The following is a 23,821-nucleotide window of genomic DNA, read 5'->3' as shown; positions in this document are numbered from 1 at the left end:
CATGGAACTCTTTATAGGTGGTTGTTCTCAGAATAAGCCTGCTTACGTAAAAGGGCTGTATTCCGATGAAATTTTGCATAAAAAGATAGACATTATAGATAATTTTCATATCATAGTTAAAGAAAAACTCGCCGCGGGTCTGACTTCTGCTCAGATTTGGGATGAAATCCAGAAGCTGATTGAAGAAACTGAAAAGGGCGGAAAAAAGCTTATTTTTATCAGTGATGAAATCGGCAATGGAATTGTACCTGTAGATCAAACCGAACGCGAATGGCGTGAAGTAACCGGGCGCATCCTGTGTAATATTGCTGAGTGTGCAGAAAAGGTTACCCGCATTGTAATGGGACTTGCTCAAGTTATTAAGGGGTGAGTTCTGAATTTTTCTGAGAACCATGATTTTTCATATAATTGCATTTGCAGCAGGATTTATTCTCGATCTGATTTTTGGTGATCCAGTCTATCCCTTTCATCCGGTGCGGTTGATTGGAAAATTAATTTCTCTGGCAGAAAAGATTTTTTACCACAAGGGAGATTCCCCCGCAAAAAAACGCTTTTTCGGCATTCTTACAGTGTTCTTTGTTTGCGCGGTAACTGAAGCTATTGTTCTTTCCGTTTTGATATCTTTCTTCTATATAAATAAGATTGCCTTCTGCATGGTTGAGGCACTTTTTACCTGGCAGATTCTTGCTGCAAAGTCGCTCAAGGACGAAAGCATGAAAGTTTACCGGGCGCTGGAAGAGGGTACTTTAGATGATGCCCGCCATGCAGTTTCCATGATTGTTGGTCGCGATACCGAGAACTTGACTGATGAAGGTGTAACTAAGGCTGCGGTCGAAACTGTTGCCGAAAGTACAAATGACGGCGTAATTGCTCCCATGATTTTTTGCGCGCTTGGAGGGCCGGTCTTAGGTTTTTTCTACAAGTGCATAAATACGATGGATTCGATGATTGGATACAAAAACGACCGTTACATTGATTTTGGTCGCGCGGCTGCCAGAACTGATGATTTTGTGAATTTTCTTCCTTCGCGTCTTGCGGCCCTTCTTATGATGGTGGCCTGTTTTTTTGGCGGAAAAGACTTTTCTTTCAAAAACGCCATCCATATTTTCCGACGGGATCGCCTTAATCATCAGAGTCCGAATTCTGCTCAGACTGAAAGCGTGGTTGCAGGGGCACTTGGTCTGCAGCTGGCTGGGCCTTTGTATTACGAAGGCAAACTCGAGGAAAAGCCTTACATCGGGGATTTTGTCCGCGCGCCGGAACATAAGGATATAAAGCGCTCGGTTTTCCTTATGTACACAGCTGCGATTTTATGTCAGATTATTTGTATTGGTATTTTATTTTTTTGTTGATAATCAATGAATCGTTTTTGCTTGCATTTCTGAAATGCATGTATCGCTATATTTTGATCCTTTGTAAACGGATTTTATTTCAACCTTTAAATAAAACTGATAAAAGCAGTATTTATCATTAGTCTTATATTTTTCCGGTAATTCGAATGAAAATTCAAAACTCGAAGAATTGATGTAAATCGGATTGAATATTATTTCATCGGAAAATGTAACTGTTTTTTCAAAAACTAAATCTGGATTTGCAGTAAGACGAGCTGAATTCATTCCAACTGTGTATGGAACTGCATAGATTGAAACCTTTGCATCCTTTACACGATTGTTCTTTTTATATAATTCTTCACTTTCCTGATAACCATTGTTGACACGAAATTCAATAGTAAATTTGTCGATTTTCCCAGCACTATATTTATCGCGGGCATTATCCCAATCATCATCCAATTCATCTTGTACAGGAATAATTACCCATTCGTTTATACCGTCATCATCTTTACCTTCAACCCATGCAGTTGAATAATCTTTGTCATTAATTTTTGTAATTTCATATTTATCAGCAGGCTGGTTATTTTCGACTAAAGCTGAACTTCTACCTTCTTTCCAAATATAAGAAGGGGCACTCCTGCTATAACAGAAAGAAATATCCTCTTCTATTGCTTTTGCAAGTTCGGTCTTTTCAAATTCTTGTGAAAAGGCAAGAAGGCAGGTGCTCAATAACAAGATAGTTCCTAATACAGTTTTTTTCATTTTTTTTCTCCTGGTACCACGATGAGGGCGTTCATATAAGAAATGATAAAGGTAAAAAATAAATATCTCAACTGTACACATCGTCAATTTTATGCTTTGTAAACAGTTTTTGGTTATATTTTTAATATAAAAGAGAAATAAATTCTGAAAAAGAATTGGCAACAAAATATGTTACAGGTTCCAATTCTCCAGATTCTTCATGATTCCAAATACAGATTGTTGGATTATCTTTATTATTTGAATAATCAAGACATAAATAATCACCTGCAAATAACTCGGCTATTGGTAATAATTCACAACCTATTAAATCTTCATTACTTGTTAATCTATCCTCAATTTGAGTAAGTACTACATCAATATCATAAAATCCATATTCACTATTTTCTGAATCCTGCAATATACACAGAAAACTATTTACCATATAAACGTGATTATTATACTTAAACTCTTGTTTATTTGGAGTTCCGCCATTACTTTTCATTAAAAAATTACGATAATCAGACGGTAGTTTAATTTTCCACATATATTCTTCTTTCTCAATTAGAGTTTCATCAGGAAGTGGCAAAAGATGTTTTGTTATTTCTATCATTTGTTTTCTCCTTCAAATATTTTTAAGCTTTGAGCATCACTTTGAGTATTTGGAAGCCCCAGAAGCAGGAAATGAACAGACTGACTACAGAAGTACAGAAATATAATTTTGGCATATAAAAAGTGTCGATTTTTACTAGGATAGAAAAAACAATGCCAGCAATCGAACAAAGCAATGCAGGAATCCACCCATAAATCAAATAAAATAATGAAGGTAAATCCAGTACCGTATGTTGCCAAGTGATTTGACTTTGTATAGCAAAAAACAGAGAGACAGGTAATAAAATAGTCATCACTCCCGAAATTGACGCAAATATTTTTGCAAGTTGTTTTTTCATAATTTATTTTCCTTAAAATCTTTCCAGTGTTACAGTTTGACGACCTTCCAAAAATTTCGGGGATTTATACCTGTTAAATATCCAAAACCTTATATTCAATTTACATAACCACGCCAGTGGCGTGTGAGCATAACAATGAGTTAAACCGCACAGGCCTTGTGCCTGTGTCGGCTTTGAAGCTTGTTATGTGATATTCTATTCAATCAGTAATTTTATATTATCTACAACAGAATTAATTTCCTCTTCTGTTGCTTTTTCTATAAAATCACAGTTTCTTTGTCTATAATCAAGATTTTTTATCTGGTCACTTAAAATACAGCCCTTGATAGAATGATTTTCCAATACGATTTCAAAAGGATAACCTTTTATATGGCTTGTGATAGGGCAGAACAAAGCAAGACCGATTTTCTGATTGTATTTTTTTTGAGAGATGCAAATTGCAGGACGACGACCTTTTTGTTCGTGTCCAGTCTGCGGGTCAAAGTCAAGCCAAACTAAGTCGCCTTTTTCTGGAGAATAATTTGATGCTACCATTCTTCATTACCTACCGAACTGCCAGTTGATATTTCTGAATGGATGTTTTCCGAAGTAACCATAGCCAACATATCATCAAGAGTCTTTTTTTGAGGAAGAATTACTATTTTTCCTTTTTCAGCGATTACTTCAATTTTACTACCGTTCTTTACATTGTTGTCTTTTGCCCAAAGTGACGGAATTCTAAAACCGAGGCTGTTGCCCCATTTCTGAACTACTACTTGCATAATGCCACCTCCATAAATTAAGTGTATACATTGTATATCTTTATTGTCAAGCCAAAATATATAAAAAAGGCGGGCTTTACCCGCCGCAAAAGACTAAAAGTTATGATTCACGGATTTTTGCTTTAACTTTTTCTTTCAATCCTTTTGTAATCGGATATTTGTCGATTTTCTCATACAGTTGTACTCATAATAATTAGAAACACAAGAGCAGGAACGCCTATACCTGCTAATCTTTCAACAAATTCGTCCATAAAAAACACCGAGCATAAAGCCTCCTTCAAGAAATACCTCGAAATATATATCTTCATCCTCATACCTTGTAAATTCAGTTTCTAAGTGAAGTGTTTTCACATTCGCTGGTTCAGTCCAGTTCTTTACAGTAATATTTTCTGTTTTTTGCATGGAAATATAATTAGTTATACTTTCATTGATTTTATTATAGTCATCTCTATATGCCTTTACTATTTTTTTGGGTTTTTGTGACAAATCAAAACATATGCAAACAAAAATGCTTTCAAGTTTATTATCTTCTGAAAAATAAAAACGATATAATTCCTCAGAATTTGAAGCCCAAAAATATGCTTCTGTAGCAATAATATTGTATTCCCCGTCAATATTATAGGCATCAGGATTTCTTGCAGGCTGAATAATATCAATAAGCTCGCAGCCTGCATCTTCAAGTTTGTTGACAACATCTTGTTTGTCCATACCTAAAGTATAATCAAAGAAATCTATTTTTACGCCTTTTGTTTTTGTATTAGCCTTGCATGAAACTAACATTACTATTGAAAAAATACAAATAATGATTTTCTTTGCTTTCATAAAAATTCCTCTTTATTTTCAAATTTTGCGCCCCAGTGAGGGCGTCCACATAACAATTGCTTAAAACGCAAACCGGCTTGACCGGTTTGTCGGCTTTGAACTTCTTAGGTTGCTTATTTATCAAAATCAGCAGGTTCTACACCGGGAACTTTTGATAATACATATTTAAACTTTCCTACAGAAGCTTTATCTGCTCTTTGTTCGAGATATTTCTGTGTTTCAAATGAGGCAATCTTTTCTGCAACTGCTGAAACAATAAACTGATTAATTGAGATATTATCCTGTGTTGCAATTTCTTTTACTGCTGTATGATAAGAATCAGGTATTCTTAAACTTAAATTTCCCATATTTATACCTCCTGCAATGTTTCTAAAAATTCTTTTGGTGTAAGAATTTTTAGTCCAAGATTTTCAGCTTCCTTAAAATCCTTTTTATTATAGGTTACAATCGTTCTTGCGTTTGATTGAATTGTAACTTCCAGAACATGATCATCAAACGGATCTTTTAAATAAGGTCTCCATAGATAAAACAATTTTGTTCTGATTCCAACTTTACAAAGATAGTTGATGAAATCTTCTATATCAGAATCAGTAAAAATTGTTCGATCTAGTTTTCTTTTTAGTACGGCTTCATATTCCAGTATAAGTGGAACTGAAATCGCAAAATCGAAAATGTCTTTTGGAATTTTTGAAATCAATTCAAATGATTTTCCTTTATTACTTTGCAAAGCGGAAAAGATAACATTTGTATCGATTACGATTAATTGTTTCATTACGTAGTATTATATATGATACCATTATTTACTGTCAAATAAAAAGGCGGGCTTGACCCGCCGTTTAACAATCCAGACAAGCTTGACTTGGCTGGATTGTTATTTTCCTATTGTTCATTTATTGAGTTCCATTTTTCAATAGTTGCCTGCATTGCTTGAATATATTTAGCTTTTAGATCCATTTTTTTTGTGTTCTTTTTTCCAAGGAAAGCGACATAAACTTTTTGTGAAGAAAGAAGTTTTTCTAGGTTTGAAATATCTTCTTCTTTTAGTATTGCTCCATAATCTTCTCTTACATAAAGATTTTTTAAGCCACCTTTTTTTACATCAGAGTCTGATCTTTTTCCATAATCAATTTTTAGTCTATTACTATCTGCATCAAGAAAAACAAAGCCATCTATAAACATCCAGTCATTGTTTTGATAATCAGCCCATATGGTTAATGATTTATCAGAAATGTACAAAGAAATATTTTCTCTTTCTCCTGTTGCTGAATCTTTTAAATTATAAAATGCGCCTTTCTGCATATCCTTATGGGTAATGAATGTAACATCTTCAACTTCATCATAAGTAGTTTTAAATTCATCTTTTGATGAAGCAGCCAAGCAGAAAGAAAATGTAATAAATAGAAGTACAATTGAAGCAACGAGTTTTTTCATAAAATCCTCCGAGATTTTATTTAAAATAGAATTTGTCGGAAGATTTACCTTATTAACAATAAGTGGCGCAGTGCGCCATCAACCTAACAATGAGTTAAACCGCACAGGCCTTGAGCCTGTGTCGGCTTTGAACTTTTTATGTGATATTTCATTCCAGATACCCGCCGTAGCACCAACCGATAGTATCGGATGGAATTTTATTACCATCTGCATCTACAGAATTTCTAACAGTTGATACTTTAACCCAGTTTGATGTTATGCCATTTATTGTTTCTTTTTTTCCAATTGTCAGGATTTTTACCCAGGAACCAGTTGCCATAACAGTTATTAAATCTGAAGATGCTTTTTCTTCATTGCGTAATTTCAAATTTTCTTTTACAAGCATAAATTTATTTTTAGCCAGACTTCTGTCCAATTTAAACTTATCTTCTTCTCTACTATTTGTATATTCATCTGGAACTGTCAGCGTTTCAACTATGGCATTCGTTTCTATAAAGAAATTTAGAGCATCATTAGCTAAATCAAAAGGAAGCTGGATTAAATCAAATAATATTTTGTTTGTCTTATTATTGTAAATCTTCATTGAAGAACCGTTTATTTCAAAGCGTACTTCAAATGGTTTTCCATCTTTTAAATCTGGAAGGTTTTCTGCATAAGGAAGCCATGATATTCTTTTATTACTTTCATCCACCATCGGATATACTTTTGCAATATAGGTGTGTTCATTTATCTTCTTGAGTTTTTCAAATGAGAATCCATTTATTGAAATTAAGGGTGTATTAAAATAAAAACCTGTATTTGTTATCTGTAGATAAGCTGCTGTTTTATAATAATCGTACCAGGGAACATCAACAGGCAAAAAGTCATTATCCTGTATAAGACGACCAGGTTCAGCCATAGCAATGACTTCCCGTTTTTTCTGAATTATTGCCTCCATATACCAGGCTGGAATCCAGCGGCTTGATTTATTTCTCCAATCAAAAGAGCTTAAAACATAATCATCAAAGACATCAGAACCTTTTATTTTTAAATCATAAGGATCAATATAGGGACTCAATCGATTTGAAGCTTTAGGGTCTTTCAAATACCAATAACTTGTTTGACCTGAAATTTCAGTCCCCTTTTTAAGTACAGAATCAGTGTCCCTTGTAATATATCTTCCGTTAGTCATTTGATAATAACATGTATCCCTATAAACTTCGTAAGTTGGATTACATTTATAACCATCTTCTGCAAATAAAGTCAGTGCAAGAAATGCAGTAACTAATAAACAATATAATTTTTTCATTCTTTCTCTCCAAAAGCGCCCCAGTACGGGCGTCCACATAACAACGCGCTTAAACCGCAAACCAGCTTGACTGGTTTGTCGGATTTGAAGCGCATGTTATACGAAATATATTTTAGAAAACTCATTTTGAGACTTAAAAATATTTTTTAATATTCAAAAGAATTTTCAATTTTATATATTGCATCTTTTATCCATCCCCAATCATAGTTATCATCAGGAGAATATGCAGTATAAATATTTATCTTGTTTTCCAAGATTTCAATATATTTTGATTCGTAGTCTTCTTTATTAAGGATATAATCATATATTAGACTTGTCCCAACTAAATTTGTTCCGTATTCATATTCTTTTTCATTGTAGAATATTTTATTATCAATAACTTTTAAACTGCTATTTTCATTTTTTAATACATTATGAGGCATTAAAGTATTGGTTAAAAAACTGCTTATAACTTCTTCATTAATTTTTTTTGTATCATTGATTTTCTTATATTTTGTTTCTCCAATTATTATGTATTGATTATCTTTTAATTTATAAATTTCTTCGCCATTGAAGGTTTTTACCTTAATAGAATCTTCAGAAGTTTCAAGTATATTTACCGAAGTTCCTTCATGATAATTATAAATACCTTCTACATATTTTTCATTTACAAAAAGTACATTTGGATTTTCTTCATCAGATTTTCGGAATTCTGCAGAGGCTCTTCTATGTGACTTATATTTTATCAATCCAGATAAATATATCTCGGGCAAATAGGTTCCAAAATATGGTGATATAAAACTGACTTCATTATTGTTGTTTGTAGAACTTACTGTACTAATAGTATTGTTATTACCTTTAACGACAATTGTTTCAGTTGAATCTGAAATAATTATATTATTATTCGAAGTATTTATTTCTACACTTTTTTCAGTATGAACTACATCTGTGTTAGGACTTTTTTCTTTTTGAGATTTTTTATTACATCCTATAAAAAGTAAGGCAATACAAAATAATAAAATAACTTTTTTCATTTTTTCCCCAAAGCGCCCCAGTGCGGGCGTCCGTATAACAACTTAAACGGTGGCGCGGCTTGACCGCAAAATCCGATTTGAAGCGCATGTTATGTGTTTTTTCTTACTGCAGATAGACATCATAAGCAAGTTAGCACAGGCTTTCATATCTAATCCTTTGTAATTTAACATTAATCTAACAACCATCCACTACCAGATTTATTCTTTCAAGTCTGTTGTTATCAAAGATGAATTCAGCACGAATACCACCGCCATATATAAAAGCTTTATTTGCATCAATGTAATCAAAATCTCCAAATATTGCTTTTACTTCTTCTATTGTCATATTAAGTTTGATATTAAGTGGAGTTTCACCATCCTTGATAATTGATGTGCAAACCCATGTAAAATATTTATCATCACTTGTATAACAATCAATTATAACCGAGCCATACTCAAAATTATAACAAGTGGCGTTTATTTCATAACCGCCTTCAACCTTAAAGGTTTCGTATGTTTTTTTTACATTTTTTCCTTTTCTTAAGTAGTCGCCGCAATTCGCGGCAAAGTTTACATTATAGTTAAACAAGGCGTTGCTCATGGCACGGGATTTTGATAATTCTGATAAATATTCAATGTTTGAATCTACAGAAAAATAACCTCCGTAAATCCAGCATTCATTATTATTGAATTCAACCCTGTACCAGGGTTCTGAAAAACCGTCAATGTTATCAAATTCTTCAGTTTTAGCATCGACTTCTAATCTGTCACCTTTGTTTACTACGCCAACGACAGTAGAATATTTCAAGGACGGTGCCGATCTCACACGAACCCTATCATCCAAAACGGTTCCTGTTTCTGCAAAGATTACTGTACCTAAAAATATAAGAATAAATAATTCTGATAATAACTTTTTCATTTTCTTCCTTGCGCCCCAGTGCGGGCGTCACCATAATATTCTCCGTATCCGCTATAAGAGGTTTAGGCTGCAAAAAATGTCAGTGTAAACCAAATATAGACGTACTTAAATTTAATGATAATCTTAAAATATAGATATCTCAATGATTTTCTTATGTACACAGCGATAGTTTTATGCGAAATTATATGCATTGGGATTATGATATGCATGGCGGCGATATTTACTCACACAAAATAAAGCATGATTTCTCTATCAATATAAATCCGCTGGGGTTACCGCTGGGTGCAAAAATTGCCTATTTGCGTGCGCTGAAAAAAATCTCAAATTACCCGGATCAGAAGTGTAGGGGGCTGACGGATGCCTTGAGTAAAAAGCTGGGGCTTGCTGTCGAAAAGCTTGTCTTTGGAAACGGGGCCAGTGAACTGATTGAGGCGCTCCTTCGGGCGGAGAGGGCACGTAAGATTCTGCTTTTTGCCCCGTCTTTTACAGGATATGAGCGGGCTGTTAAGGCCTGCGGTGCCATTCCGCTTTATTTTTATCTGAATGAAAAAGAAGATTTTGCTTTTGGGGAAAGTGATTTTGATCGTTTGAACGACCTTATCGGGCGGGAAAAACCTGATTTTTTTATTTTAACTAACCCGAATAACCCGAATGGTAAACTTTTTAATACAAAAATCGTCGAAAAAATCATACAATTATGCAATAAATCTGAAGTAAAACTGCTGATTGATGAGTGTTTTATTGAACTTGCGGTGCCTGAGGAGGCGCTTCAAAATAAAACGTCGTCTGCCGGTGTTTACATTCTTCGTGCTTTCACAAAAACTTTCGCAATTCCTGGGCTCCGTCTGGGTTTCTGTATCTGTCCGGATAGTGAGGCAGCAACAGCTTTAAAAGCGGCACTTCCCGAATGGAATGTTTCGGTCCCTGCGCAGGAAGTGGGGCTTGTACTTTTGAAATCGGGGAATTATCTGCCCCGGGCACGTGCTCTTATTTGTCAGGAACGAGAATATATTTCTGCCGAACTTAAAGCTTTAGGTTTTAAGGTTTATAATTCAGATGTAAATTTTATTCTTTTTAAGGATGACTTCGGGAACGGCGCAATGCCTTCTCAAGTAGGAGCGGTGGCTGGCGGCGGTAATCAAAACTCCCATGCTCCAGTTGATGCGCCGCTCCCGACATCACTCTTACAGAAAAAAATCCTTATCCGTGACTGTTCAGATTACGAAGGGCTGGGTTCGGGATTTTATAGGGTAGCAGTCAAACGCCACCGGGAAAACAGGCGGCTGATAAAAGCCATAAAAAAGGTGAGGGAAAATGATTGAGTTTGTAAAGCCTGAGGAAATCGAGGCGCGCAGTTTTGAGATTATTGCAGGGGAGCTTGCGGAAAGAAAAATCAAGCTGGCGGCGGAAAATAAAGACGTAATCATGCGGGTAATTCACACGACGGCGGATTTTGATTTTGCACAGACCTTGAAGTTTTCGCCGGATGCGGTCAAAGTGGCGCGTGAACTCATTTGCCAAGGCGCTCACATCGTTACCGACACAAATATGGCCAAAGCTGGAATTAATAAGCGGCGGCTGGAGGCTTTTGGCGGCCAGGTTCACTGTTTTATGGCAGACGAGGATGTGGCGGCTGAGGCAAAATCGCGGGGGCTGACCCGGGCGGCTGTCAGCATGGAACGTGCCGCTGCTCTTGGAAAAAAGGTGATTTTTGCGCTCGGAAATGCGCCCACGGCTCTGATTTCCCTCCACGAAATGAAAAAGTGCGGTATATACCGTCCTGATTTTGTGATTGGCGTTCCGGTCGGCTTTGTAAACGTTGTTGCCGCAAAGGAACTCTTTCTGGGGGGTGACGTGCCTTACATCATAAACGAAGGTCGAAAGGGCGGAAGTACGGTGGCGGCCGCAATCTGTAACGCGCTTTTGTACGGAATGCCTGCGGGCACGAGAGGCGGCGAGGGGGCACAATGAGGTACGGCTTTACAACCGGCAGCTGTGCCGCGGCGGGGGCAAAGGCTGCTGCTTACATGCTGTTGACCGGCAAAATCAAAAACGAAATCAAAATTACTACTCCCAAAGGGCTGGATTTCACCGCTCAGCTTGTGGATATTTCCCGTTCCGAGCGTCAGGTCAGCTGTGCGGTTATCAAGGACGGCGGCGATGATCCCGACGTTACGACCGGCTGTCATGTTGTGGCAAAGGTGACTTTTTGTGAAAAGGCGCCTGACGGCGCGCCGGGGGATTATGCGCCCTCCATCGCGAAAGTGGTGATTACAGGCGGGCAGGGCGTCGGGTTGGTGACAAAACCAGGGCTGGACCAGCCGGTAGGGAACCATGCCATAAACTCAGTGCCCCGCCAGATGATAGAAAAAGAAGTGCTGGAGGTCTGCCAGCTCTGCGATTACAGGGGCGGGCTTGCGGTAGAAATCTCGGTGCCCGAAGGCCGGGAAATTGCCCTAAAAACCTTTAACCCGCGTCTTGGCATTGAAGGGGGCATTTCAATTCTTGGAACAAGCGGCATTGTAGAACCGATGAGCAGTCAGGCACTTTTAGACACAATTTTTATAGAACTTCGTCAGCAGCGGGAGCTTGGAAACTCAACTGCCGTCGTTTCTCCTGGAAATTACGGTCTTGATTTCATTAAATCTGAATACAATTTTGACCTCGACCGTGCCGTAAAATGCTCAAACTTTATTGGCGACACCGTTGATATGGCGGTAAAACTTGGATTTGAAAACTTTCTTTTGGTCGGTCACATAGGAAAGCTAATCAAAGTTTCCGGCGGAATTATGAATACCCATTCAAAAATCGCCGACTGCCGCATGGAACTTCTCGCTGCCGCCGCCATTCAGGCAGGGGCAGGCAAGCAGACTGTCAATGCTGTGCTTTCTGCAATCTCCACTGAAGAAGCCTGCAAAATCATCGTGGCGGAAGATAGCTTTAGCGCCGGAAGTAAGGGCGGTCTCTTATCCCGCACTATGCAAATCGTAATGGAAAAAATCCTGCATCACTTACGCAGACGCGCCGCCCTTTCTGGAAAGATTCAGGTTGAATGTGCCACCTTTACTACCCGGCTGGGCCTTCTGGCAGAGTCGGAAGGTTTCAAACAGGCACTTTCCGTAGTATAATAATAAATAAAATATGAAAAACTATCTGCATTCTTTATTTTGCTTCATATTTTTGTATAAGTTTAATATTATATTTATCAACATCAGTTAGCAGAGAATCGTTATAATTTGGATTCTTTTTATACCATGTGTAACATTCCCAAAGCGACTGCAAATCTACGCTTTTGAAAATGCGTCCGTGGCGGGCGTAGACGGCGTTTCGCATTAAGCGGAGCTGGGATTTATCTAAATCTTTTAAGTCTGCTTCTGTCAGTTTGGAATCCAGCTTTGAAAACTTTAATCCGTTGTAGGCAAAGTAATCTTCAGGACACCAGGCATTTTTTAAGTGATCGTCGGTTACAGTTTCATCAAGAATATAACGTTGCTCAGTTGATGACCATGAAAAGAAAAGTTTTTTCTCTTTTATATTGTTTTCTGTTTTATAAAATGTGGTAAGACAAAAGCCACGTTTGTTATTTATTATGCAAAAATACAGATTATCTTGAAAGAAATGCTTTATAAGTTCATTTGTATCATGCTTTGGGAAAAACAAATCTGTATTTGTGCAAAAGTTAGATTTTATAAGATTTGTATTGTTAAAGAATTTATAAATCTGAATTTCACAATTAAAATCAAGCATACTAAATGATAAATATTCATTAGCTTCATCATAATTAAAATCAGCTATGAAAGTTGTGCCTATATTTTCAGTATATTTTATTTGTTTTTTTAAAAGACTATTAATTTCAGGAAATGGATAAGCATACATAAACTCTATATCGCTTTTTCCAATCTTTTTTACAAATAACACATACTTGTTAGTTCCAACTTGCTGATATAAATGAGAATCGGTATAATTTAAAATATAGTAATCTTCAATCTGAATATATCTCACGAATTTTAGTTCATATCCAGTTGAATGAACTAAAAACGACGAAGAACATTCAACTTCTTCTCTTATTTCTGTAAAACTTTGAGAAAAAATACAGTTTAAAGCCAAAAAAAATATACTAAGTACAGTTATTAATCGTCTATTCATTCAAAACTCCATCTCTTTTTTCTAATTTTTCAATACTCCATATTCCCCGAATTCTATGTTATACAAATATGAATAATTCAAATCAAGAACCTAATCCGAATAATGGTTTTCCAGAATAAAAACATTTATAGACGGGATGCCATCATCAACGGATTGAAAGACTGAAAACAACCTTCTCTGTCCTTCAGAGGTGTAGAATTCGAAATCATAATCTTCCGTTTCCTCATTATTGCTTTCGAAATTAATTTTAACACCTTTCATAAAAGTCTTGAGTTTTTCTGGCGCAGCCTCGCTTTCTAAAATTTCTTCGCGGAACTGTTCAAAATCTTCTAAATTGAAAAAACAGAAATCAAAATCGATGGAATATATATCACCGGCATTTTTTCCGGCATAATCAAAAACGGCAAGCAGGGCATCATAATCTTTGAAAGTAAAACCCGTAGGACCAAATTCGCTTTGAAGGACAAGTTCATTCTTTTTTGCAATTTCGCACAGGTAATTTGAAAAGTCAGAATTCAGCGGCTATAATCAATACTTCCAGAATGAACACCCATGCAGTAGGAAAAGATAAAAAATTAATGTTATAATCATATATATGAAAAAACTGATTTTGATTTTTATTGCGCCGCTTGTGCTTGCCTCGTGTGTAAAGAAAAATAATGCTGAAGCTGAATTACTGCCTAAAAAAGACATAACGCTTACAGATTCCGGGAACATTAAAATTTACGCTCCGGTTGCACAAAATATTTGGACTTATGATAAAAATCCTATGGAATATTCTCCGGTAAACCTCTTTGACGGTGACGGTACAACTACATTCGAAGTTGCACTGGAACAAATAAACCTTGATGATTATCTGCTAAAAATTCATTTTGCAGAGCCTGCTGTTTTTGACAAACTGACAATAAAAACAGGACACTCGGACAAAAAGGTTAACAAGCTCAACGGACGACCAAAGGAGCTGACGGCTGAAATCTGGAATTGCCGCAACAAAGACTATGAGCAGAAACTTGTGCTGGCGGATAAACGTATAGAACAGACTTTATACGAAGGTGAAAAAATTGTAGCCACAGAAATCAGGCTCAAAATGAGTTCGGTATATAAAGGCAAATTGAAAAACATCAAGATTTCTGACCTGCTTTTTTACCGTAACGGAAACCCGCTGACAGTATCTTTTGGCGAAGGTAAATGTATTTCTGGAGAAGATTTCCGCTGGTACGAATATGATGAGCAGGGACGGCTTATTGAGTTTAGCTATCAGGCGGGCCACGCTGGCGGTGGTACAAAAGTTTACAAATATGAAGACGGAAAAATTTTCGCGCAGAGCATCTCCTGGGATGATGACCCCGATTTTGAGCCGGAATTTGTGGAAGTGAAAACTACGGAGGATTTTGGCAGAAAAACTGAGGTTTTATACAACGACGGAAAAAAGGTCGCCGAAAAATATTCCCAAAAGGAGCGCGATTTTCTAAGAAAATATGATTACGATTCTTACTATATAAATCAGTTTCTCTACGATGAAAAAGGCCGAATCCGCTGTGCCATGCGCGTATGCCAGAACTCAAACTGGTCGAACGATTACACCGAATACATTTACAACGAGAAAAATCAGCTTGTTGAAAAAATCGGCTATGAGGATGCTACGATTTACAATGAAAGGTACGTCAGTAACATCAATTGGAACGACGTGTCCATCTATGAGGATGCTACGATTTACAATGAAAGGTACGAAGAATAGACATGTAATGTCAGAAGAGCACGGTTAAACTATTGCTTCTCTCTTATAATCTGTAATATCTGAATTAAGTTTTTTGTAAATCTCTTCTACGGAAGCTCTTGTTGATAAAGTTTTTAATTCGGAGTCTGTCATACCTATCAGTTCTAGGAATTCGACTTTACCATTTGGGCTTTCAATTGACTCAACTGAAGGATCTTTTACAAGAATAAAACCTGTGAGTTTTGACTGGCGTTTTGAATCTATTCCTTCTGTCTGTCCGGTATATATATATTCATTTGCAGAAAATACTTCGCCATTTACGACAACCAGGCGTGCTATAGTTTGGAGGATGGCGCATACATTTTTCAACTCAGCTTCTTCATCCTCATAATTATCTTTCTTAAGCTTAAATGTCAGCTCATATCCATAGCCGCTTATTTCTTTATCTTCACTTTCTTTTTCATAGACTTCGGTTAAACCAAAAGATACAAAATGCCAGAAATCCTTGCCTTCATAAATACTGATTCCATTTAGAGGATCTTTCCCGCCAAGGCTAAAGGGGATAATTGTTCCGTAATGTTTCGGATTATCCTGGCCCGGATATACACGTAAAAATTCATTTTCTATTGCATGCCATCCAATAGGCTGGGGGGCTTTTTCCTTTTCTTCTTCCTCTTTTATTCTTTTTACTACCTTTCTATATCTTTTAATAAATAAAATAAATAAGACAATGAAAATGTAAAGTAAAATCTTCATTTTTAATCCTCGTATTCATATAAATTATAAATTTTAAAATCTTCAGATAAATTAAAATCTGCAAGATTTTCACTTTTAAACTCTTTGATAACCTGTTTTGCCATTTTTACGGCTTCTTTATAGTTCTTGAAGTTATTACGTATAAAATCATACTGTGGGAAACTTATACAATTCCGGTAATCTTCTGTTACATATTCCCCACTTTGATTACCTAATTTAATTGCTTTTGATTTTCCATATATTTGAGTATTTAAATTTAAGATTTTGGAATATTCTTCTTCCGATACAACAATCATATGTAAATCTATGCATTCTTCCTCTTCTTCATTCCAGAACATACCGATTTCAAAGAATATTTTCTTGATTTTTTCATTATTGAATTTAGTTTTCAGATTTCTGATGAAGAATTTTTCAATTTGCTGGACTGGAGTTTCAACAACCTTGCTGTCTTCTTCGTCAAAATTGATAACCATGTATGATTTGTTTGTTTTTTCTTTAATTTTCTGGATTATTAAAGATTTTTCTTCCGGAGTAATTGGTTCATTTTCCGGGATAAGCCAGTTTTCTAAGGCTCCCTTGCTGCAGTTAAAACATCTTATTCCCATTGAACCTGGGATTCTGGCTGTTCTTCCGCATATTTGAATATCTATGTAGGAATAAGTTCCGGTAATTTTTATATCGTTTATATTTGTCTTTTGTATTAATTTTAAAAACATTTTCCACCTTTTTTATAAATATTATAGCATAAGATTCAGGCTGACGACACTCCAAAATGGGTTTTGTTTTACCAATAAAATTATGAAAGAAGAAATACTGTGGCGAGTGCTGCGCCCATATACAGGATATATGACATAAGGCTAAAGACTACAAAAATCTTTCCCAGAACATTTGCAACAGGATATTTGTTTTCCCCCGATTTGAATTCACTTGTTTCAAGGGAGGGAAGCAGAAGGTTTATGATGTTTGCAATAGGAATGCAGATGAAAAAGCCCCTGTTTCCTGTGTCATGCATCCTCCGAACGCCGACAGAAATCCCCGGAATGATTATAACAGAAGTAAAGACAAGCAGGATAATCATAAAAATCAGGTACATTCGGTAATCCTGGTTTATCAAGGAAGAGATTGCCGGAATAAGCAAAACGGAGCTTATAACCAATGAGAAAAGCTGGAACCACCAGTATTCAGCTCTTGTAGCGCAGCCATGGAATGAAAAATACTTTTTAAAGCATGTCTTTACAGCCTCTGAAAAGCTCATCATTTTAGCGTACTCCGATTTTTCAGCAGGCAGGGTAGAATATTCTGAATCAGAAATCCGAACAGAACGGTTCAAAATCAGCAGGGCACGGATAAAACCTGTCAGAACAAGGGCATTTCCCAAAAACAAAAAAACGTTCATGGGATTGATACCCCACTGCAGCACAGCCGGAATATCCGAAAGGAGAAGGGCAAAAGGAAAAATATTAAGGTAATTTAGCCAGACGAACCAGTTTATAAGAGCCGGGTGCTCATCAGGATTTTCAATCAGCACCATAACAAGCGTATGAATAATAAGCAGGATAACTGCATTTATTGCGCATAAGACGAAAATAACGAACAGTCCCTTCTTTGCCTTTGTAAGAGAATCCCTGTCTGTGTTTTTTGCAAGGCTGAGCAAAAAGAAGGCAAGTGCAGTCTCCGGAATAAAATCGAGCACCAGAAAAAATACCCCTGAAAATTCCCCGGACAGCAGGCTTGTCATTAAGATAAGTATTGCTCCGGCAAAAAAGAAAACCGAAGTGAAGGCAAGACTTTTGTTTTTCATAAATCCAACTCCTCGTATTTCTTGATGAGATTGATATTTGCTTTTTCTATCTCGTTAAAATCTTTTTCTGTGAAGTTTGGATTTATTTTGTACCAGAGCTTATTAAAATCATGGCCAAAATATTCTGAGTATTTAGGATTTTTGAATTTATAGCCGTGAATTGCATAAAATGCATTTCTCAAAAGTGCAAGTTGTGATTTAGTCATATAAAAAAGTAATTTTTCGGGGATTATTTCTTCTGATAAATTAATCCAAGAAGTTTCATTTATGTAGGCTCTAATCATTGGATTTTCATCCCAACAGGGAATAAAGACAAGAGCAATCTCCTCTAGAACACCGAAATCCTTAAACTCAATCCAGAAACATTCTCCATCAAGAGCCGAAAATTGATTCAATTCCGTTTTCCAGAAAAACTCTCCTTTTGTATCACGAGAAAACTGCAATGTATAATCCTGTTTTGTATAACCGCGACCATCATTGATGGAAAGACACATTTTTGAAGGATAAAGTTTTGAGTCGGCAAGCCCTTGATAAATAAATGTATAATCAATTGGTGTTCCGTCTGGATTTTTTGCCATTTGAATTTTATAAAGACTGTCAAACATATGATATGACTCTAGATTTTCGTAAGACACAGTAATCGTTTTTTCGTTTTTTAGTTCAAAAGCAAACTTTATCTCGATTTTATCTTCATACTTATATTCTCCGCCGTATTCTTTTAGACCGCTGTAATAAGAACTTTTGTCCACAAGGTTTCCGTTTCGGTAAACTTCAAAGGGGATTTCTTTTCCGTCGGATTTTATGCAAAAGTCGAGCGGGATTACGATGTCGTTACACAAACGCTGGAATCCCAGAACTTTGCAATCGATTACAGCCGAAACATTTTCCTTTTCTTTGCCAGAAATCACATAATCAATTGAAACAAGTTTTTCTGTGCATACGATTTTCTGACTTTTTATGAAAACGTCTGCCTCAGAAAAGCGTGGAAAACTCACATCAAAAGGATTTTCCTCATCCGCAAACGCAGAAAGACCAGAAAGTAAAATCAGCGTGAAAATCGTAATCAGTTTTTTCATATTTTATTCCTCATGATTTTTTGTCTGCCAATTATTTCTTTCAGAATGAACAATTTTGCATGTTTTCCTTTCTATAATTATGGAAACGGTACCGTTTGTGATTCCGAGATATTTTTCACATGGAAATTCATCATGAAAATGAGTCCATGTTGAAAAGGTCTTCGGATTGAATTTGGCGTCGGAACAGCTGAAGTCTCCGCGCTCAAGCTTATACAGGACCGAGCCGTCATAGCCGTATTTTATCATTATATACTGCGAATTGTAGTAAAGACTGTAAATACCTGTTTCATCGCTGTCATAATCGCAGTAAGTTCCTTCAAGTTCATTAAACATAATGTATGCTTTGTCTTCAAATTCCCAGTAAACTGCTTTTTCGAATCCGGCTTTTATACCGAGAATCCTGACATGTTCAGGAGCTATTATGTTTATTTTATCATCAAAATATAAATCATAAACATATGGACAACCGGGAAAAAACTGATTTATAAGAGAATCTAATTCAGAAAAAGAAATATCATATTTGTCATCATCCCATTTTGATCTAAAAGGGGGCTCAATAGTTTTACCTGCAATCACTTTAAGAAATTTATTTACGCTGTCTTTGTATGAATGAACGATTGTATATCCCTTGTAGCAGTCCACAATCCTTTTAAGTTCATCAAGAGCTTCTTCTTCAGTTTCATAATGCTCTGAATAGATATCGCCGGTTTCATAACCACGTTCACCGTCTGCACGGGATGCAAGATAATATCCCTTTTCATCATGGAGGCAGCCGTACTCATGCAGTTTTACGAATTCATCTGACTTTGTATATTGCAGATTGTATTCTCCGCCCATATCGCGGCTCATCGTAAAAAGAGACTCAAGCTTATTTTCATGAATGTATTTTTCAAATTCATCTCGCGTCATTTTTTAATCTCCTTTTGCCTTCACCTGTGCAGGCCTTCTTCATATTGTATTTCAAGCGCATTGTGTTTAGACAGTCCGTCCGCATAAAATTTTTTGTCTTCTTCGTTGTAACTTCTTATTTTCGAATCCTCAATTCTTGATTTGATTAAGTTTTCTATCGCCATTAACCCATGGGCTCGTTACATCAATTTTAAATTCCACATATTTTGTTACATTCTGTGATGAAACCGCTCTTTTAATTCGAAAAATTTTCATACGACTCCTTTTCTTTTTTAGATTCGCGACTTTAAATATTCATAAACTTCCGTAAGACCATACTGTCTTGCATATTCCATTGCGTCGCAGTTTTCTATTTTGCCAATGTCATATTTTGCAGTTACATCAATTCCATGGTCTATAAGTTTAATTGCTATTTCGTCCTGCTCATTACTGATTGCGGCGAACAAAGGATTTGTTTCAAAAGAAGAGACATCAAGTTCGGCACCGTTTGCCAAAAGAAGCTCAACGATTTCCGAGTAGCCGCGAAGAGATGCTTCTACCAAAGGATACGCTTCCAGTCCGCCGCCAAGATTTACGTCAGAGCCATTTTTTATTAAATACTCAACTGCAGCAAGATTTCCTTCACTGGCTGCAATCTCCAATAAAGTTCCCATCGGAGTAACATCATTAATTATTTCTGCGTTGTCATCTATAAAAGTTTTCAGCGCTTCGATTTTTTCTTCATACAATAAGTTTAAAAAATATTCCAGATCTTCTTTTTTCATTTTTTTTTCCTTTCAATCTGTCTGCAAACCTCAGCATGTAATTCAATCGCACTGGGCTTAAAACTCACGGATTGCGCAGGCTAGGCTTGGACTTCTTTTTTCACATCCATGCCAACCTCCGGAAAAAAAGTACAGTTCGTATACCAACGCACCTTCCGTTGGGAATTGTGTGGATGATATATAGCTCCACTGGCCAATTTCATCACCCCCGCACATGCGCAATGCGGAATCTACAGTTTTTTGATTTATCCACAGCTGATACAATTCTGCAATAGATGGTATATACCAGCCTTTTTCAAAACGGGTGCCGCTGATATATGTTCCGGGCACATCTGCATAATTTTTTGCAAAGTAAAACACAGGATACAGGTCTTCATTTGCGGTGTCGTCCCTTGGTCTGCCTTGAGGATACCAGTATGCAACAGCTGATTCTGAAAGTTCCTGCCCCAGCTGAGTAAAGTATGCACCAATCTGTTCAAGGTTGTCGCTGCCGTCAACGTCACCGGTAAAGGTAAAGTCTCCTCTGTAACCTGTTACCGTACATTCTATTGGTGGTACAATTTGCAATCCATACGGCTCATAGTCACACCATAGGAGTCTGTCTTCTTCCTGGAGATGGACTAAGCCAACTCCAAGCAATCGCTCTCTGCCGTCATTGGAACATGCCGTACCCTTATAAAAGATAACTGCAGCGCAGGCATTTTTTTGTGCTTCGGAGAGTACAAGTCCGTCATGGTAAGCAGTGGCTGTTCCGTCAGTAAAGACTATATCGCCAACGCTGTCTGGATGAGATTTTTGTCCCAGAGGGGCATATCGTCTTTTTTCTATTTCAACAATTTTTTGTACAAGTTTGTTTTCATCATCAGAAAGGAGACTGTCTGAGTACGCTGGATTTTTTGTATATCCTTCTATCGATTCATAAAAGTCTTTGACATCTTTGCTTGCAAAACTTCTGCCGTGCAGTGCGTAAAAGGCATTGCGTGCAAAACGGAGCTGGTTCTTAGTATAAAAGCACAAATCGCTGTCTATGTTCCATTTTGTAAAATCAACTCGCGCATAAATCGGGTTTTCGCCGGGATTGCTTTTGAGCTGACCTTCGATATTTGTATAATTAAAGTGATGCAGCTGTAACTCAAAAGCTTCTTTAGCAGAAGCTGGCTCAACATTGTCGGCTTCGATTCTAAATGTGTCGTCCGAAATCCATCTAAAATTAAAACTATCTTTTGGTAATGGCTGAAATTTATCCCAGTTTGTTCCAAATTTCTTATGCAGAAAGTCAACTTCCTTTATATAAGTCTTAAGGCTGAGATTTTTTACGTCAACCGTGATTTTACCGATAGGTCCTTTCCACGACTTTCCCGTGCCGTAAATGTAGGGTAGCCAGCCGTCAATGCCAAAATAAAGGCCGGTGTTTATTGTTCCGTAGCGACCGCTGTATTTAACCTGACTGACAAGGCTTCCGTATTCATCAAAATGGACGGTTTTTACATACCATTCTGGTGCAGCATAATCATAATCTTCGTAATGCACATCCTTGTATTTCTTTATCTCTACCTGCTTGCCGTTTATAAAAGAGGTAAACTCCTGTTCAGGTCCAAAGCCTTTAGTTGTCGGAAAGCCCATATAAATTTCTTTTTCGCTTCCATAATTTTTAAACCAGAACTGTGCGTCGACAGTATAATAGTCATCGTACATGGTAATACTGACCAGTTCTTTAACCATTGCGATGTCTTTATCTTCGGTTATCTCAAAGTGCTCATCTTTTTCAGATACAATGCCGGCTCCACCGCCAACCGTACGGATTCTGGCATCATCGGAAAATGCCGAAACCCCCGCAACAAAAATCATCGTAAAAATTAAAATCACTTTTTTCATATTTATTTCCTTATTTTTTTTGGCGCATTTTTGCTTCGCAAAAACCAGGCTGCTCCGGGTTCCGCTGTCGCTTCATTGCTTCGCAACGCTTCGCGCCCTGCGTATCCTTTGCGCAGTTTCCTACGATTTATTGTATTACCATTATAGCCCGTAATGCCGGAACAGTCATCGTTATTTAAACTGTTGCATCATGTTCACTTCTGCAGGATAAAACTAAAAACCTGTGGTATAATGGCAGGCGGATATTAACGAGGTCGACTAGTGCGGGAATGGGATATAATCAGAATAATGAAAAAGTTATTTGCAATCTTAACATTGTTTTTTACCACGAATCTTTCCTTTTTATCTGCTGAACCGAATTATTCTTTTTATCTGAACCGCCGGAATGAAGAAGGCAGGGAATATTCGAATTCCCGTCACTGGGTAACAATTGCGCGTAACGGTGGGAGATGGGAACTGAGGTTGCCGACTTTTGATGAATTACGTGATCTCGACTTTGACGAAAATGATATTCAGGAAAATAAAGACGGTTTTGAGATTCATTTTCACTGGGGTAGTGGAAGATATTCTCATCATGAAATTCTCTTTTTTAAGGAAATAGAAGATGAGCCTTGTCTGTTCAAAATCGAGTCCCATTATACTGAAAACAGCTGGGATAAAAACGGTGATTGGAATGGCATACAAGAATACGAAAACATGCTCGTTAATCCGCCCGTAAAAATAAGCCGTCTTGGAACAAAGAAAATAATCAATATTCTTGGCGGTTATGATTGTTTGCCGAAATTGATTTGCCGCGATTCAGATTATGACAAGGCTTTTGAAGATAAAATCATGCATATTGAAGTTTCCCATGATTGGGGCGAGGGAAAGAGAATACAAAATCTGGAATATGTTTACGGCAGAAATCCGGACGGAGCATTTGGTTTTAGGGAAAGTTATGAACCTCCTTATTTGGGAATTAAAAGAAAACATTTTGAACTTGTAGATTTAAACTTTGACGGCTATGACGACATTCTGATTCTGGCAGGTTACACGATGAACGGCGCGCAACCGGCTTATGATGCATATTTCTGGAACGAGCGCAAAGAGCGTTATGATTTTAATCCTGATTTTTGGAAAGATATTGGTCCGACATACATAAAATGTGATGAAATCAACAGGCTTTTATATTCAAGCTGGAATACAACCCACGGCTTAATTTATTATGACATATATGAATGGAATGAGTCAGAAGAAAAATACAAACAGACCGGACAGCTCTATTATAATTACACTATGGACTTGTATTCAGAAAATCAAAAATATTCTGACCGCCATGAGGAATGGGATGAAAACGACCCGACCGTCCTTGAGTTTGAGGAACTTCCGGCCCGCTGGAAAAGAGCTTTGAAGTATAAACACTTTGTTTTAGATTTTGAGGGAAACTAAATGAAAAAACTTACACTCCTTAGCCTCGTGAACACCATATACAAATCTGAAAGTAAAACAATATCAGGAATAGCAGGATATTTGCCACAATGAAAATGCAATTACAGGCTCTTTGTC

General features: G+C 36.9%; 27 protein-coding genes. 7 read left to right on the top strand and 20 right to left on the bottom strand.

Annotation, left to right across the window (positions count from 1 at the left end; translation table 11 throughout):
• Position 1: 1 nt before the first annotated feature.
• Together T530_RS0107715 and cbiB are read left to right on the top strand one after the other, a co-directional pair.
• Positions 2–370: a bifunctional adenosylcobinamide kinase/adenosylcobinamide-phosphate guanylyltransferase gene (locus T530_RS0107715; protein ID WP_027728511.1), complete on the top strand. Its 369-nt coding sequence runs from the start codon at positions 2–4 to the stop codon at positions 368–370.
• Positions 371–392: 22 nt separating this feature from the next.
• Complete coding sequence (cbiB, locus tag T530_RS0107710) at positions 393–1,352, top strand: adenosylcobinamide-phosphate synthase CbiB (protein WP_027728510.1); 960 nt, start codon at positions 393–395, stop codon at positions 1,350–1,352.
• 3 nt (positions 1,353–1,355) lie between these two features.
• On the opposite strand, the gene T530_RS0107705 is transcribed toward cbiB, so the two are convergent.
• The 12 genes from T530_RS0107705 to T530_RS0107650 all read right to left on the bottom strand — a co-directional run bounded on the left by T530_RS0107705 (position 1,356) and on the right by T530_RS0107650 (position 9,232).
• On the bottom strand, positions 1,356–2,093 hold the full coding sequence (locus T530_RS0107705; RefSeq protein ID WP_027728509.1) for a hypothetical protein: 738 nt from the start codon (positions 2,091–2,093) through the stop codon (positions 1,356–1,358).
• Positions 2,094–2,214: 121 nt separating this feature from the next.
• On the bottom strand, positions 2,215–2,682 hold the full coding sequence (locus tag T530_RS0107700; protein ID WP_038074051.1) for an SMI1/KNR4 family protein: 468 nt from the start codon (positions 2,680–2,682) through the stop codon (positions 2,215–2,217).
• A 22-nt stretch (positions 2,683–2,704) separates the two neighbouring features.
• Positions 2,705–3,019, bottom strand: a complete 315-nt coding sequence (locus T530_RS0107695) for a hypothetical protein (RefSeq protein ID WP_027728507.1) — start codon at positions 3,017–3,019, stop codon at positions 2,705–2,707.
• Positions 3,020–3,214: 195 nt separating this feature from the next.
• Positions 3,215–3,553 (bottom strand): endoribonuclease MazF, encoded by a 339-nt coding sequence (gene mazF / locus T530_RS0107690; RefSeq protein WP_027728506.1) that lies wholly within the window; start codon positions 3,551–3,553, stop codon positions 3,215–3,217.
• Complete coding sequence (locus tag T530_RS0107685; RefSeq protein WP_027728505.1) at positions 3,547–3,780, bottom strand: AbrB/MazE/SpoVT family DNA-binding domain-containing protein; 234 nt, start codon at positions 3,778–3,780, stop codon at positions 3,547–3,549. Before T530_RS0107685 ends, mazF begins: the two co-directional genes overlap by 7 nt.
• A gap of 234 nt (positions 3,781–4,014) precedes the next feature.
• The gene (locus tag T530_RS0107680) at positions 4,015–4,602 is read right to left on the bottom strand and encodes a hypothetical protein (protein ID WP_027728504.1); all 588 of its coding nucleotides are present in this window, start codon (positions 4,600–4,602) and stop codon (positions 4,015–4,017) included.
• 113 nt (positions 4,603–4,715) lie between these two features.
• A complete protein-coding gene (locus T530_RS0107675; protein WP_027728503.1) occupies positions 4,716–4,949 on the bottom strand; it encodes a toxin-antitoxin system HicB family antitoxin in 234 nt (77 codons plus the stop codon).
• Positions 4,950–4,951: 2 nt separating this feature from the next.
• The gene (locus tag T530_RS0107670) at positions 4,952–5,374 is read right to left on the bottom strand and encodes a putative toxin-antitoxin system toxin component, PIN family (protein WP_027728502.1); all 423 of its coding nucleotides are present in this window, start codon (positions 5,372–5,374) and stop codon (positions 4,952–4,954) included.
• 107 nt (positions 5,375–5,481) lie between these two features.
• Complete coding sequence (locus tag T530_RS0107665) at positions 5,482–6,033, bottom strand: hypothetical protein (RefSeq protein ID WP_027728501.1); 552 nt, start codon at positions 6,031–6,033, stop codon at positions 5,482–5,484.
• Positions 6,034–6,181: 148 nt separating this feature from the next.
• The gene (locus tag T530_RS0107660) at positions 6,182–7,321 is read right to left on the bottom strand and encodes a hypothetical protein (protein ID WP_027728500.1); all 1,140 of its coding nucleotides are present in this window, start codon (positions 7,319–7,321) and stop codon (positions 6,182–6,184) included.
• A 146-nt stretch (positions 7,322–7,467) separates the two neighbouring features.
• Positions 7,468–8,334 carry a hypothetical protein gene (locus T530_RS0107655; RefSeq protein WP_027728499.1) on the bottom strand — a complete coding sequence of 289 codons (867 nt, stop codon included), beginning with the start codon at positions 8,332–8,334 and terminating at the stop codon, positions 7,468–7,470.
• A 175-nt stretch (positions 8,335–8,509) separates the two neighbouring features.
• On the bottom strand, positions 8,510–9,232 hold the full coding sequence (locus tag T530_RS0107650; protein WP_081773699.1) for an SH3 domain-containing protein: 723 nt from the start codon (positions 9,230–9,232) through the stop codon (positions 8,510–8,512).
• A 185-nt stretch (positions 9,233–9,417) separates the two neighbouring features.
• Between T530_RS0107650 and T530_RS0107645 the strand changes: the two genes are divergently transcribed.
• Genes T530_RS0107645 through cbiD form a run of 3 tightly spaced genes read left to right on the top strand, consistent with a single transcriptional unit; the run spans position 9,418 to position 12,360 of the window.
• Positions 9,418–10,554, top strand: a complete 1,137-nt coding sequence (locus T530_RS0107645) for a histidinol-phosphate transaminase (RefSeq protein WP_027728497.1) — start codon at positions 9,418–9,420, stop codon at positions 10,552–10,554.
• Entirely contained in the window at positions 10,547–11,203 is a 657-nt protein-coding gene (locus tag T530_RS0107640; RefSeq protein WP_027728496.1) for a precorrin-8X methylmutase, read from the top strand. The genes T530_RS0107645 and T530_RS0107640 overlap by 8 nt, the downstream gene beginning before the upstream one ends.
• Complete coding sequence (gene cbiD, locus T530_RS0107635; RefSeq protein ID WP_027728495.1) at positions 11,200–12,360, top strand: cobalt-precorrin-5B (C(1))-methyltransferase CbiD; 1,161 nt, start codon at positions 11,200–11,202, stop codon at positions 12,358–12,360. The genes T530_RS0107640 and cbiD overlap by 4 nt, the downstream gene beginning before the upstream one ends.
• A gap of 34 nt (positions 12,361–12,394) precedes the next feature.
• Here cbiD and T530_RS0107630 read toward each other — a convergent pair whose 3' ends face one another.
• On the bottom strand, positions 12,395–13,378 hold the full coding sequence (locus T530_RS0107630; RefSeq protein WP_081773697.1) for a YARHG domain-containing protein: 984 nt from the start codon (positions 13,376–13,378) through the stop codon (positions 12,395–12,397).
• Between the two features lie 595 nt (positions 13,379–13,973).
• Between T530_RS0107630 and T530_RS0107620 the strand changes: the two genes are divergently transcribed.
• Positions 13,974–15,116 carry a hypothetical protein gene (locus T530_RS0107620; RefSeq protein ID WP_027728493.1) on the top strand — a complete coding sequence of 381 codons (1,143 nt, stop codon included), beginning with the start codon at positions 13,974–13,976 and terminating at the stop codon, positions 15,114–15,116.
• A gap of 24 nt (positions 15,117–15,140) precedes the next feature.
• Here T530_RS0107620 and T530_RS0107615 read toward each other — a convergent pair whose 3' ends face one another.
• The 7 genes from T530_RS0107615 to T530_RS0107580 all read right to left on the bottom strand — a co-directional run bounded on the left by T530_RS0107615 (position 15,141) and on the right by T530_RS0107580 (position 22,276).
• The gene (locus tag T530_RS0107615; protein ID WP_081773696.1) at positions 15,141–15,851 is read right to left on the bottom strand and encodes a suppressor of fused domain protein; all 711 of its coding nucleotides are present in this window, start codon (positions 15,849–15,851) and stop codon (positions 15,141–15,143) included.
• 2 nt (positions 15,852–15,853) lie between these two features.
• Positions 15,854–16,567 carry an Imm74 family immunity protein gene (locus T530_RS0107610; RefSeq protein WP_027728491.1) on the bottom strand — a complete coding sequence of 238 codons (714 nt, stop codon included), beginning with the start codon at positions 16,565–16,567 and terminating at the stop codon, positions 15,854–15,856.
• Positions 16,568–16,647: 80 nt separating this feature from the next.
• Positions 16,648–17,652, bottom strand: coding sequence for a DUF805 domain-containing protein (locus T530_RS14780; RefSeq protein ID WP_051537897.1), 1,005 nt, complete (start codon positions 17,650–17,652; stop codon positions 16,648–16,650).
• The gene (locus tag T530_RS0107600; protein WP_027728490.1) at positions 17,649–18,728 is read right to left on the bottom strand and encodes a YARHG domain-containing protein; all 1,080 of its coding nucleotides are present in this window, start codon (positions 18,726–18,728) and stop codon (positions 17,649–17,651) included. The genes T530_RS14780 and T530_RS0107600 overlap by 4 nt, the downstream gene beginning before the upstream one ends.
• A 3-nt stretch (positions 18,729–18,731) precedes the next feature.
• On the bottom strand, positions 18,732–19,637 hold the full coding sequence (locus tag T530_RS0107595) for a hypothetical protein (RefSeq protein ID WP_027728489.1): 906 nt from the start codon (positions 19,635–19,637) through the stop codon (positions 18,732–18,734).
• Between the two features lie 272 nt (positions 19,638–19,909).
• Positions 19,910–20,401 (bottom strand): ankyrin repeat domain-containing protein, encoded by a 492-nt coding sequence (locus T530_RS0107585; protein WP_027728488.1) that lies wholly within the window; start codon positions 20,399–20,401, stop codon positions 19,910–19,912.
• A 57-nt stretch (positions 20,402–20,458) separates the two neighbouring features.
• Positions 20,459–22,276: a YARHG domain-containing protein gene (locus tag T530_RS0107580; RefSeq protein ID WP_027728487.1), complete on the bottom strand. Its 1,818-nt coding sequence runs from the start codon at positions 22,274–22,276 to the stop codon at positions 20,459–20,461.
• A gap of 288 nt (positions 22,277–22,564) precedes the next feature.
• Here T530_RS0107580 and T530_RS0107575 point away from each other — a divergent pair, with 288 nt between their 5' ends.
• On the top strand, positions 22,565–23,704 hold the full coding sequence (locus T530_RS0107575; RefSeq protein WP_027728486.1) for a hypothetical protein: 1,140 nt from the start codon (positions 22,565–22,567) through the stop codon (positions 23,702–23,704).
• Positions 23,705–23,821 lie beyond the last annotated feature (117 nt).

Origin of the sequence: Treponema sp. C6A8 (genome assembly GCF_000619925.1) — a bacterium.
In the GTDB taxonomy this organism is placed as follows: domain Bacteria; phylum Spirochaetota; class Spirochaetia; order Treponematales; family Treponemataceae; genus Treponema_D.
This window is presented reverse-complemented; position numbering and strand designations above follow the sequence as displayed.